Source organism: Chryseobacterium sp. DZ-32 (genome assembly GCF_059587025.1).
Genome location: NZ_JCAIOM010000012.1, coordinates 172,931 through 185,835 on the forward strand (window position 1 = coordinate 172,931; position 12,905 = coordinate 185,835).

Genomic DNA, 12,905 nt, shown 5'->3' on the forward strand with positions numbered 1-12,905 from the left:
TTTGATTTCTAATAATTAATATGATGCAGGACATTTTAAAACAAATTACCTTACCGGAATGGTTCGGAGTATTATTTTCAGTAATCCAGGTTTTACTGGCCCGTAAAAACAATGTCAACAACTATCTTTTCGGAATTGCAGGTATTCTGCTTACGCTGTATGTGATGCTTACTTCCAAGCTGTACGCTGAATTTACCTTAAATCTTTATTATCTGATCATGAGCATCTATGGATGGTTATATTGGAAATTCGGAAAGCAGAAATCAGAAATGGAAATCTCTGTTACCACCACCACAGAAAAATGGATTACGGGAGGAATTGTTCTGGGAACTTTTATCTTATTCTGGTCTTTTCTGCCCCATTTTACAGACTCGGATGTTCCTATCTGGGATTCTCTGGTGAGTGCTTTTGCCTGGGCGGGAATGTGGCTGATGGCGAGACGGAAAATTGAAAACTGGGTGATACTCAATGTCAGTAATATCATTTCTATTCCTTTAATGATTCATAAAGAATTGTATCTCTATGCTGTTTTGATGTCATTCTTATTTTTAGTAGCCATTTCCGGATATATAGAGTGGCAAAAAATTATTAAATCGAAAGCTAATGCTGAGTACTAAAGAGATCAGACGGGAACTTCATGGAGCCCCTGTAATTTCTGATAAAGTAATGCAGCATATTCGTGAAGAAGAACTGCTTAAAATATGGGTCCCCAAAAAATATGGAGGACTCGGCTATCGTTTTGAAGAAGGACTTAACGCCTTATTTGGCTGTGCAGAAACCGATGGAAGCTTTGGCTGGATGCTGACACTTTGTGCCGGTGCCAATTACTTTTCCAGAAATATCAAGCCTGAAATTGCTCAGTTACTCTTCACTCATTCTGAAACCTGCTTTGGAGGAAGCGGAATGGTTGGCGGGACGGCAGAAAAACAGGATGACAGCACTTATCTGATCAACGGTTCATGGAATTTTGCAACAGGAGCACCTCATCTTACCCATTTTACATTGAATGCAAAAATTACAGAAAACGGAAAACCTTTAATGGATGGTCATGGCAATGGAATAATTCGATCATTTATTATTTCGAAAGAACACGCTGAGGTTATTCCCAACTGGAAATCTATGGGAATGAAGGCCAGTGGCACCTATTCATTCATTGTTGAAAATGTGCTCGTTAATGAAGACTATAGTTTTGTTTACGATACTTTTTTCACCAATGATATTCTGGACACTATTCCTTTTCGGATTTTTGCAGACTTGACACTGTTGGTCAACTATTTGGGAATGGCTTCTCATTTTATTGAAGAAGCAGAATATATTCGTCCTGAGATCCATTTCAAAAGTTTCGCAGAGTCTGTTGAAAAGCATTTGGAAAAAGTATTGCAAATTGCCGGAGAAGTAGAAAATATACTCGGTGATCACAAAAAGATTCCGGAGGATAAACAACACGTGATTCATCAGTATGGAGTAGAGCTGGTTCAAAAATTATCCCGTCAGATCCTTACTGTTTATACACAGTTGGGAATCCAGGCAACCGATACTGATTCTGCAGTGTATCAGATATTTTGCGATTATTTTACCGCAGCTATGCATTCCAATTTCAGGCCTTCTGCAGATGATCTGGACTTTTCTTTCTGAGTTAAAGTTTCAGAAAATATTTCTTTTAATAAGTATTTTATGTGAATATTTTGTTAATAATATTCTTTACGGTGAATATTGTACAATAAGTTTTAATTATTTCACTATATTTGGAATAAACTAAAGCCTGAAGTAAGCCCAACATAACACCTGCTAAAATAAGAGCAACCAGATTACAAAAACATTATGAAAGACTTATTTTCACTCAACGGAAAGAGGAAGGATCATGTAATTATGTATTTTAAAAAAGAGAGGTATCCATTGGTAGAAAATGATAACTGGATTACGGTTACAATTAAAGAATGGTACAGGACAATGATCATATCCTGCTTAATATGCAATGACTTAGTCACTTTAATTATCGTAAGAACAAAACTCACTCCATTTTACGAAAAATATACAGTACTGTAAGTTGATTTCTGTTGTTACTTTTGTAAAAATAGATGGCCGGAACTGTTGATGGTGATATTGATCCCCGGAAAGGAGTTGTATTCTTATCTGGCAGGCCATTCTTCCCGAAGAATCGCATAAATAACGTCATCAACCCATTTATTTTTCCAGAACAGACTTTTTACAAAATGACCTTCTTTTCGTAAACCGATTCTTTCCATCAATAGAATAGAAGCTGTGTTGTCCGGATCCACAGACGCTGTAATTCTGTGTTTATGTAAATCATCAAACAGGTGACTTATGATGCCTTTTAAAGCCTCAGAAGCATATCCTTTTCCCTGAAAAGACGTATTTAATGTAATTCCCAGTTCTACCTGTGCATTTTCATCTCCGGTAAAATGAACTCCGATATCTCCGATAACCGTTTTTGTTTCTTTATCCGTAATTAACAGCTGATACCAGCTTTCAGGCTGGTTGAATTCTTTAGTATTTCTCAGGATAAAATTTTCCACCTCTTCCAGCGTTTCAGGGATCCAGCCTTGAAATCTATTGGCTTCAGCATCGGAACGGTAGTCGAAAATGTCTTGTTGATCCTCAATCGTAATGTCCCGTAGAACTAATCTTTCTGTGTAGAGCTGCATAAGGTAATATAATTTCGGACAAAAATAGTGGTAATTGGTAGTTATTCAATGGGCAATTCAAGTTTTATGAAGATTAAAGCTAATTTATTTCAATAAAAACGATAAAATATTTGCAAATACCATTTAAATACTTACTTTTGTACCGCTTTAAAAACAAAAATACGGGGGATTGGCGCAGTTGGCTAGCGCGTTTGACTGGCAGTCAAAAGGTCACGGGTTCGAATCCCGTATTCTCCACTAAAGAGCTGTAATACAATATGTTACAGCTCTTTTTTATGATTAATGTTTTGTCCCGGCAATTCCAACAGAATACACTAGATTTGAAATAAAAAATTAAACATGGAATTTTCTCCTTTTAATCCTGTAATTAAGCTTTGTCTGCAAGGAATGGATTTTGAAGACAAAGGAATGCCTGAAAAAGCAGGTGAATTATTTTTGCAAGCCTGGGAAGAAGCTACGGATGACCATGAAAAGTTTCTGGCAGCTTATTATCTGTCACGTAACCAGAAAACCACTGAGGATCAGTTGAAATGGCTTGAAACTTCTTTAGAATTTGCTTTAAAAATTAATGATGATACCGTTAAAAGTGCATTGCCCGCTCTTTATCAGAATATTGCTCAATGCTGGGAGAAGTCGGGAGATACAGAAATGTCAAAAAAGAATGCGGAACTGGCATTACAGTTAAAAAACCATCCGTCCGATAAAGGACCTTTTTATCACGGAACAAAAGCAGATTTAAAAATAGGAGATTTACTGAAAGCAGGCGGAAGTTCCAATTATCAGTCTGACCTGAAAATGAATCATATCTATTTTACCGCTTTGGTAAACGGAGCAGGACTTGCCGCCGCATTAGCAAAAGGAGAGGGCACAGAACGTGTGTATATTGTAGAACCAACAGGAAATTTTGAGAATGATCCCAATGTTACCGATAAGAAATTTCCTGGAAATCCCACCCGCTCTTATCGTTCCGAAATGCCTTTGAAAATTATCGGAGAAGTGACAGATTGGACCAGACCAGCTCCTGAAGATCTTCAGAGATTCCGCGAAAAGCTGGAAAACCATAATGGGGAGATTATCAATTAGTCTCCGCATTTATTTTTGATGATCTTTAATATATTCCAAGATTTTATCAATAAGCATAGAGTTTCCACCTCCGTTATTTCGGAGATCAATAGCCCAATTTTTACTATTTCTTTTCTGATGCGGCAAATACTTTATCGGGCAACTTATTAAAATCATTCCTATTTCCAAACATACTTCTGAAATTCAGAAATGCCGATTTGTGATCAACAGTTTTGAATACATAAGGCTTTGCGATTACCGATATCAACCAGACAAGGGACCTTTGAACTTCATTTACGGTCTGTGGAAATATTTAGCATGAAAAATACCTACTTTATAGGTAATGTCTTATATTTTAGCAATAAAGTGTTTTAAATAAATTATCTTTACACTATTGGTAAAAATGATTGGTTTTGTGTAGAAATATTCTTACGGTTGGTTTTCTGTTTGCTTTTCTTTTGTTTTATTCTCAACAATACACGGTGCAGTTTTTCAATACAGATAACGGACTGCCTCAGAATAGTGTAAAAGATATTATAAAAGATAAATATGGTTTTATCTGGCTGACTACAGAAAACGGAATTGTAAGATATGACGGGCTTAATTTTTTTGTTCATAAAAAATTTCCACTCAATAGCCAGCGGTTTACCTATTTTTATGGTGATGCTGATAAGGACAGTATTTTTACGGCGGTAGATGATGGAAAAACGGTTTTAATCCATCAAAAAATTCCAAAAGTATTTAAAAACATAAAAAGATGTCCAACAATTATTGTTAGGGAGAATATCAACTATCATCTGTGTATTTCAAATTACAGCTACAGTCCGTCTCCGGGAGTCTATTTTTTTATGGACTTCAAAAAAGGAAGGTATTTTATCACACAGAATTCCTTTGTTTATGAAGATTTTCTTTCAAAATCACAGGTTAAACTTGACGTGAAGCCGCTTTTTAAAAATGATCCAAATGCCTTTACAATAGGAGATATTCTGTTTTATATTGATCGGAATGCTAAAAAAGTTAAAAAAATAGAAGAAGGGAAAATTACCGGTTCTTATGATCTGCCCATTGTAGCGGATGTCAGAAGCAAAATTTTCTGGAACAGAACCAATGGACAAGGATTTGTCCTGAATAATAATATCCTTTACAGATGCATCTACAATAGCGGAACGCTTAAATTATCAAAACTGATCCGGCTGGATCATATAGACGAAAGTAATCTGATGTGCATTTATTATGATGAAAAATATAAAAAACTTTACCTTGGAAGCAGTACAGACGGGCTCAAAATAGTGAGCTTAACAGATTTTACCTCTTCGAAAAAGAACATCCCAAAATCATCAGCTGTTTTTTATGCGATCCAGCCTTATAATGATTCGTGTGTAATTAATCCTGCAGGGGAAATCTACAACCGCTATGGATTGGTTAAAAGCAAAAACTTCGATAAAAGTATATCGTATTTTTTAAATTTTGACAGACAGGGCAATATCGTAACCCGGAGAGAACAAACTCTTTTTGTATACAGTAAAAAGTCTGATTTTACAGATTTTCAAAGTATTTCCACCGGAGAAGACACGTTGAATGATTTCTTCTTTGCCAATGGGAAATATTACGTGCTGGCAGTGAAACAAAAAAAAGGAAATACCGAGTTCACAGGCACACTAAGCATTTATGAAAACTGGCCTTTTAAGTCATTAAAGAAAAAATACCTGTTTGCCAACGAACCAACCAAAATGGTATTGACAGAAGCAGGAGATATTCTGGTTGGTACGATAAAAGGATTGTATAAAATATCCGTCAATCATAACAAAATCTATAGTTTAAACGGTAAAAATGAATTATCAGTTCGTGATATCGTACTTACTGCAGACGGAAATATATGGGTAACCACGCTTGGAAAAGGTTTTTATCTTTTAAGAAACAACCGTCTTATAAAGCTGCCGGGTGATTCTGAAGGCAATCTTTTATCACCGCATACCCTGATGGAAGATCCTAATGGTTACTTCTGGATTCCAACCAATAATGGATTGTATAAAATAAGAGAAAGCATACTTTTAAAATACCTGCAAAACAGGAATTTTAAATTGAACTATTACAGATATTCAAAAGAAGCCGGCTTTAGTACCAACGAGTTTAATGGAGGAAGTAATATCAATAGCAACAAATTGAAAAACGGAGATTTTGTTTTGCCTTCATTAAGCGGACTGGTATTTTTTAACCCGCTGAAAGTTAAAAGTTATTATCCTGAAGCGATGTATATAGAAAGGGTTCTCGTTGATGATAAAGAAAGATTGTTTACAGATGTCCTGAAACTGAGTCAGGAGAACAGACAGGTTGAACTGTTTATCGATGTCCCTTACTATGCAAACCCTGATAATATTGTCATTGAAGCAAAACTGGATGACGATGGAACCAATAAATGGCTGTCTGTAGGAAAAGACCGGAAGTTTTTACTCAATAATCTTGGCCATGGCACCCATCATCTTATCGTCAGGATGCTCGTTTCTGATAAGCAGGAATACGTTTTCAAAAAAATTAAAATTATCATTCCTCCCTTTTTTTATCAGACATTATGGTTTAAACTATTGATTGTTTTTATCTTTCTTCTTTTACTGTATGTATCCGTAAGGTGGAGGACGAGCTTTCATAAAAAGAAAAACCGTGAGCTGGAAGAAATTATCCGTTTAAGAACCAAAACTCTTTCAGAAACTGTAGAAAATCTGGAAATCACTCAGATAAAGCTGGGAAAAGAAATTGAACAGCAGAAAAAGCTCATCGGAACAATTACCCATGATATTACCACACCATTGAAATTTATTGCTTTAACCAGCAAAGAAGCCTTGGACTATGATGAAAAGAATGCCTACCGTACTGAAAGAATTCTTAATTCTATTTACAAATCATCTAACCAGCTGTACAATTTTACAAAAACACTGAAAGAGTATGCTGATATTTATAATGAATACAGGAGTGATGAAACAGAGCTGTATTCTTTCTGTGATCTGGTGCAGGAAAAGAAAATCCTTTTTGATGAGATTGCAGCCAATCACAATACGACAATTGTTAATAATGTAGATGAAAAATTAATGGTGAAAATCAGTAAAAATATTCTTGCTGTGATTATTCATAATCTAATGGATAATTCTGTAAAATATACAAGAAACGGAACGATTATAATCACCGGGGCAGATGAGCCGGAAACTGTTATTCTGGAAATTACAGATACAGGAATCGGAATGGACGACCATAAAATTGAATATTATACCAAACTTCAGGAGAATATTGAAAATGAAAAGCTGCTATTGCAGAAATATGGTATGGGACTTCATCTGATCCTGCAGCTGCTCCAGATGCTGGAAAGTAAAATTATAATCAGAAGAAACGAGAACAAAGGCACTTCTTTCCAATTAATTATAAAAAAATCGAAAAAATGATTAAAAAGATCCTTATAGCAGATGATCATGATATTGTATTAACAGGAACCGCTATCATTTTAGAAGCACGCATTCCTGATGTACTGATAGATACCGCTTCAGATTATCCTGAAGCCCTCGATAAAATTTCCAGACAGAAATTTGATCTGCTTATTCTGGATATTAATATGCCTGAAAGCAGAAACAAAAAAATGATCTCAGAAATCAAACAGCTTGATCCTGCTTTGAAAATACTTGTTTTTTCGGCGTATGAAGAGGAAATAGCCATACAATATATCAAAGAAGGGGCAGATGGATACATTAATAAACTCAGTAAAGTAGATACAATTTCTGAAGCAGTCATGAAGATGTTTTCAGAAGGAAATTATTATCCTAATGGATTTGTCAATAAGCTATTGCAGCCGTCCGCACTGGATGCTGTAAAGAGTTTATCAGAAAGGGAATATGAAATTTTTATGCTCATGGTAAAAGGAAACGGAAACCTGGAAATTTCAAATGAGATGGATATTCAAATGTCTACAATTAGTACTTATAAAAAAAGAATCCATAAAAAACTGAAAACAAGTAATCTGGCTGATCTTATTAAACTGTATGAAGCTTACATGTCCTGATACTGAATTTTATGAATAAAACAATTTTTTGAGTGTAGAAAATTTTCTACAATTTGCTTAGTTTTTTTCTACGCTTGGTGATGTTTCTTGTAGAATTTATTCTGATACTTTTACATTATGTTAAACAATTGAGTTTATTAATGTAAATAAAATAATGATAAATGTTTAAAATTTCTACAAAACTAATCTTTGCAATGATAGCCTTAAGTCCGGCTATTGCTTTTGCCCAGGCAGGAAATGTTGGGGTCAACACAGTGAATCCAGGTTCTACTATGGATATTAACGGATCATTGGCAGCTAATTATAAAGCGGTTACTACAGCCACTTATAATTTAGTATTATCAGACTTTCATGTTTCATACAATGGGAGTTCAGATGCTGTATTTGGTTTACCACCTTCTGTCAGTGGGGTTGGAAACTTCAAAGGGAGGATTTACAGAATTAAAAACAATACAAATTTTAAGATCACAGTGAATGCTGTAGCTCCGGAAACAATTAACGGAAATGCCAGTATTTCAGTACCAGCCAATCAGAGTGTGGAACTCGTGAGCACGGGTCTCACCGGAACAAATTCTACATGGGAACTTCTTTCAACAGGAACATCTTCAACAGGGGATTATATTATTGTGAAGCCAAACGCAGCCCAATCAGTATCTACAGGATCAGATGTGACATTTGGATCTGTGATTGCCTCCAATAATATTACTTATAGCGCAGGTGTTTTCAATCTGAAAGCAGGTAAAACCTATGTTCTCCGTTGTCAGCTTCATGCTACAGATTTTTCGCTGGCAGGTGGATTCTTCGTGTATGAATGGGTAGATGCTTCCAATAATTCCGTTCTTCCTTCCAGTACAACAGGGGTTGTTGATGCCATAAATAATTATCCGGCAACATCTATTGGCGGCCAGCCGGAAGCCTATGCTATTTACAGGCCAACAGTTGATACCTCTGTAAAAGTAAGGCTGGGAGGAGCCGGAACAGCACAGCTGAACCCTACAATAGGTTTTATGACGGTAACTGAGCTTGCAGGAGGTAATGGAAATGGCGGTACAACAATCATTAATAACAATATCACAGCAAGTAACGGTCTTAGTTTATCCGGGGCAGATGTAAAATTGGGAGGAACCCTTTCACAGGCAACCGATATTGCAACAGCAGGAAATAATTTAAGTATCAATGGTACAGGAAAAGTCCTGGTGGGAACCAATACAGTGCCGGCGGGAGCTGCCAGTGCAAAAGTTGTTATTGATAACGGAACAGCCAATGGAGCACTTCAGATTAAAGACGGCACCCAGCAGCTGGGGTACGTACTGACCAGTGATGCTAACGGACTGGCTACATGGTCTTCCACTGTTACTACAGCATTTGCTGATAACTGGACATCTTACACTGGAACACTGGTTAATCCTTTTACCGGAAACTCAGGAGGAGATAACCTGCCAACAGGAATTTCTGTGAATATTCCTGCTAAAGGATGGTATTTTTTCCGTTCAGGAATTACAATAACTTCTACCTGTAATGATTACTGGTTTTACATTCCCGGGATAGGGGAAGTATGGAAAACATATTGTGGAACTGCCAGTCCCGATCCTATTAATTTTGTGCCAAGAGATCAAACCAGAGTATTATATTTTGCAGCCCCCGGTGTTTACCCTATAGTTGCTCATAAGACTAATCTTGTAGTTCCATCTGGGTTTAATGTTGGGAACCCTACTTTTTATCTGGATTTTGTAAAGTTCCAAAATTAAATTCCGGATAGTTATCAGACCAGAAAAGATTCTAAAAACATACTATGAAAACAAAAGCTGCGAGGTTAATTCTTTGCAGTTTTTGTTTACTTTTATTTCAAGCGGTAACATGATTTCTGATAAACAGAAATCATGTTACTGTAAAATTCTCAATATGACTGTACTCATAAAACCAGAGACGAATATATCATACATTTGGGATAAGTTTTTCATCATCCAATAATAGTTTCTAGCCTCTTTTTAGAGGCTTTTTTTCAAAAAAGAGGGTTCGTTGTATCAAAAAAACAGCCACAATGAAAATATTGTGGCTGTCTTTTTGAAATCAAATATCGACTATTATAAAGATCTGGAGCGGGCAATATTAATAAGGTACAAAAGGTGTGCGTACATGCTTCGCTTTACAGACTCTATTTTTATGTCTCCGGTAGCCTGATTGATCGTTGTTACCAGATCGGTATTACATTGACCCGCAAAATTACCGCTTCCTAAATAGTTTACTGTATTGGTACTTGGATAAGAAATTCTGGGGTAGTCTGGTGCTGTCTGGTTGGCAACAGGTGTTGTATTGGCAAATCCTTTATTATCAACATATCGGGCTGTCCATGTGCCTAAAAACTGGCCGTTAGAGGTATTGATCCCTTGCCCCACAATAATCTGAGTATCTACAGGATTGGTAAATCCCGCACAAGAAGTGTAATGGTTTACTGACACAGTACAGGAAGATGCATTGTCACCAGGCTGAAAGCATTTCCCTTCGTAGACAGTGGATCTCTGTTCACTGGAAGAGGTTGAAGTGTTCAATACAGCTTTTGGCGCAAAAATTTCCTCAGGAGAAATAAGAGTTAAAACTCCCTGCGCATCCGCCGCAACAATCTTTTTTTCAGCATTTGAAAGTCCTCTCACCCTTACCAGGCCATTTACATCCAGTGCATGACTTGGAGTTGAAGTATTAATCCCAACCTGTGCTGTTGAGCTGCCACAAATAGCAAGTGCTGCCAAAAATAATGTTTTTGTTTTCATGTAATTTTTTGAAAAGGTTAAATTTTTCACTAAGGTAAGAAATATCTTCAAAACATACCGCAAATGATCTGCAATCTAGTATAAAGTAATTGTAAACGAATTTTGAACATATTACTATCCAATTTTAACCTTATATTTTTAATTAACTCAAATTTGTACAGTCTCTGTATGTTTGAAAAATATTTGTATTTTAGCCGAAATATGTTGTTTTTTAACAAACATATTGAACGCTGATTAAAATTCAGATAATTTGAATGAAAAAATTAGTAGATTTGCACGGAACAAAAAAATAATAAATATTAAGCATTCTCACTCAGCTGTACTTTTGGAAGGAAGCAGATGAGAATAACAGAATTTTAGGTTATAAAACTACTGAAACTATGAAGAAACTTTTTTTACTTTTATTTACGGCGTTTTTATTTATCGGTTGCAGCTCTGATGATGATACTATTTATGATTATGTAGGAACATGGTCTGGTTCTTATGAAGGAGGTGATAAAGGAGTTTGGAAATTCGTGGTAGATGAGAGTGGTAAAGTGGTGGGAACAATGCATTCCGATGTCAATAATGAAAACTATAATATTTCCGGGAATTTAAGTGAAACAGGAGATCTGAACGCAACGGTAGGACTTCCTTCGAAAGGAGAATTCAGAGGAACATTATCTACAGATAAAAAAGGAAACGGAAACTGGTCAAACTCACTTCCTACACCTTCCATATCAGGAACCTGGAAAGGAGAAAAGAAATAAGACAAGAAAGTCTGCAGGATATACTGCAGACTTTTTTATTTATACAAATCCCATATGGGTAATCTCATCATGTTCATTTTTCAATGCTGCAAAACAGAGCAGAAAATCCTCATCAGAAAAATATTTTTTTAACGGTTTATCTTGCTCTTGATTCCAACTCATAATCTCTTCATTACTTTCTACGTTATAATTTTCTGAATCTAATTTTAAAGTTAAAATCACCGCATGGTCTGATGTACAATGATCATTTTTATACAGAACATGATCTTTAATTCTTATACAACCAGAAACATTCTTAATGGTGCCGAATTGAAATGCTCCCAGCAATTTTCTTCCTTCTTCAGTCTTTAAACCATTTTCAACTGTTCTTTTTCCCCTTTCAGAAATTGTATCCAAATCTTTGATGGCTGTCATCACCTTGGCAAACTTCTGATAGAGCAGGGGATCTCCTGATTCTTTAATATAGGCATCCAGACTCTTCCGGATAACTTTTCCCATTTTGGAACAATGCCCGAATTCAGAACTGTTCTGTCTTACCTTCTCATATGATGGATTCTTTTTAAACGCAGCTTTATTAAACCCGCTTTTCTTCCGAACCACATTTTTGCCGTTCAGGCTATAAAATACCAGGTCGCCTACCGCTCCTGTAATCTTGATTACACTTTCATAGGTTGCCATATCTTTAAAATAGAAATCAAATATACCAATAAATAACGAAAATCAAAATTTTAACATATATTTATAATATAGTTGTAGTATAGTTATATTATAATTATAATATAAAATGTATATTTGTAATACGTTTTGTTAATTAATTATAAATCAGAAGAGTATGGGAACGGGATTATTTCAACAAAAAATGACAATAAAGCAGATTGCTGTTGTATTGGCAGCCTCTGTTTTGGTAGTTTCCTGCGGATCCTCAAAAAGTGCTTCCGCCAGTAAAAAATCAAATACAAAGAGCGTTGCAAAAGCTGAAAACCTCAGAAAACTGGATTCAAAATTTAACGGAAGTGTATCCAGATCAATCAATGATATTTTGAAAGATGCAGAAAAGTATATCGGAACACCCTATAAATTCGGAGGAAGTACTTCTTCAGGATTTGACTGCTCAGGATTTACCGTAAAAGTATTTGAAGAAAATGATTTTAATCTTCCCAGAAGATCTTCTGATCAGGCCGAGGCCGGAAAAAATATTGATATAAAAGATGTAAAACCCGGGGATCTCTTATTTTTTGCAACAGCCGGAGGAAGCAGGGTCTCTCACGTAGGGATTGTTCATGATATCGGTCCTGATGGAGAAGTGAAATTCATTCATGCTTCTACTTCAAAAGGGGTTATTATCTCATCTCTTAACGAAAAATACTGGAATAAGGCCTATCTTCATGCTCAAAGAGTTCTGTAAATCTTTAAATCGTACTAACAGGAATTAATATTTTGTCATGCAGGGAAGGGTTGAAATTCAATAGAAACGGGCTTTAGCCCGTTCAATAGAAAAATTAAACAATCAATTGGCTTTAGATTCTGTGTTAACTTCCAAATATTTTTTATACATTTATATTTATAAAAGCGACCTTGAGTTAGCTTGCGTAGGGTGAACGTCTTTGATTTTTACCCT

At 35.8% G+C, this 12,905-nt stretch carries 11 protein-coding genes and 1 tRNA gene; 9 read left to right on the forward strand and 3 right to left on the reverse strand.

Annotated elements, in window-relative coordinates; all coding sequences use genetic code 11:
* Positions 1 to 20 precede the first annotated feature (20 nt).
* Complete coding sequence (gene pnuC / locus AC59HC_RS15110; RefSeq protein ID WP_496558921.1) at positions 21 to 617, forward strand: nicotinamide riboside transporter PnuC; 597 nt, start codon at positions 21 to 23, stop codon at positions 615 to 617.
* On the forward strand, positions 604 to 1,635 hold the full coding sequence (locus AC59HC_RS15115; protein ID WP_496558922.1) for an acyl-CoA dehydrogenase family protein: 1,032 nt from the start codon (positions 604 to 606) through the stop codon (positions 1,633 to 1,635). Before pnuC ends, AC59HC_RS15115 begins: the two co-directional genes overlap by 14 nt.
* A 494-nt stretch (positions 1,636 to 2,129) precedes the next feature.
* Here AC59HC_RS15115 and AC59HC_RS15120 read toward each other — a convergent pair whose 3' ends face one another.
* Complete coding sequence (locus AC59HC_RS15120) at positions 2,130 to 2,666, reverse strand: GNAT family N-acetyltransferase (protein WP_411413229.1); 537 nt, start codon at positions 2,664 to 2,666, stop codon at positions 2,130 to 2,132.
* 163 nt (positions 2,667 to 2,829) lie between these two features.
* On the opposite strand from AC59HC_RS15120, the gene AC59HC_RS15125 reads away from it, so the two are divergent.
* The 5 genes from AC59HC_RS15125 (at position 2,830) to AC59HC_RS15145 (ending at position 9,518) form a co-directional block, all read left to right on the forward strand.
* Positions 2,830 to 2,903: transfer RNA gene (locus tag AC59HC_RS15125), tRNA-Ala, on the forward strand.
* Positions 2,904 to 3,314: 411 nt separating this feature from the next.
* Entirely contained in the window at positions 3,315 to 3,749 is a 435-nt protein-coding gene (arr, locus tag AC59HC_RS15130; protein WP_411413318.1) for an NAD(+)--rifampin ADP-ribosyltransferase, read from the forward strand.
* Positions 3,750 to 4,141: 392 nt separating this feature from the next.
* The gene (locus AC59HC_RS15135) at positions 4,142 to 7,159 is read left to right on the forward strand and encodes a sensor histidine kinase (protein ID WP_496558923.1); all 3,018 of its coding nucleotides are present in this window, start codon (positions 4,142 to 4,144) and stop codon (positions 7,157 to 7,159) included.
* Positions 7,156 to 7,770, forward strand: coding sequence for a response regulator transcription factor (locus tag AC59HC_RS15140; RefSeq protein WP_110008794.1), 615 nt, complete (start codon positions 7,156 to 7,158; stop codon positions 7,768 to 7,770). The genes AC59HC_RS15135 and AC59HC_RS15140 overlap by 4 nt, the downstream gene beginning before the upstream one ends.
* A 161-nt stretch (positions 7,771 to 7,931) precedes the next feature.
* Complete coding sequence (locus AC59HC_RS15145) at positions 7,932 to 9,518, forward strand: autotransporter outer membrane beta-barrel domain-containing protein (protein WP_496558924.1); 1,587 nt, start codon at positions 7,932 to 7,934, stop codon at positions 9,516 to 9,518.
* Positions 9,519 to 9,854: 336 nt separating this feature from the next.
* On the opposite strand, the gene AC59HC_RS15150 is transcribed toward AC59HC_RS15145, so the two are convergent.
* Positions 9,855 to 10,538 (reverse strand): hypothetical protein, encoded by a 684-nt coding sequence (locus tag AC59HC_RS15150; RefSeq protein WP_496558925.1) that lies wholly within the window; start codon positions 10,536 to 10,538, stop codon positions 9,855 to 9,857.
* A gap of 380 nt (positions 10,539 to 10,918) precedes the next feature.
* Here AC59HC_RS15150 and AC59HC_RS15155 point away from each other — a divergent pair, with 380 nt between their 5' ends.
* Positions 10,919 to 11,287: a hypothetical protein gene (locus AC59HC_RS15155; RefSeq protein ID WP_496558926.1), complete on the forward strand. Its 369-nt coding sequence runs from the start codon at positions 10,919 to 10,921 to the stop codon at positions 11,285 to 11,287.
* A gap of 39 nt (positions 11,288 to 11,326) precedes the next feature.
* On the opposite strand, the gene AC59HC_RS15160 is transcribed toward AC59HC_RS15155, so the two are convergent.
* Positions 11,327 to 11,965: a hypothetical protein gene (locus AC59HC_RS15160; protein ID WP_496558927.1), complete on the reverse strand. Its 639-nt coding sequence runs from the start codon at positions 11,963 to 11,965 to the stop codon at positions 11,327 to 11,329.
* A 181-nt stretch (positions 11,966 to 12,146) separates the two neighbouring features.
* On the opposite strand from AC59HC_RS15160, the gene AC59HC_RS15165 reads away from it, so the two are divergent.
* Complete coding sequence (locus AC59HC_RS15165) at positions 12,147 to 12,692, forward strand: C40 family peptidase (RefSeq protein ID WP_227942721.1); 546 nt, start codon at positions 12,147 to 12,149, stop codon at positions 12,690 to 12,692.
* Positions 12,693 to 12,905: the final 213 nt, after the last annotated feature.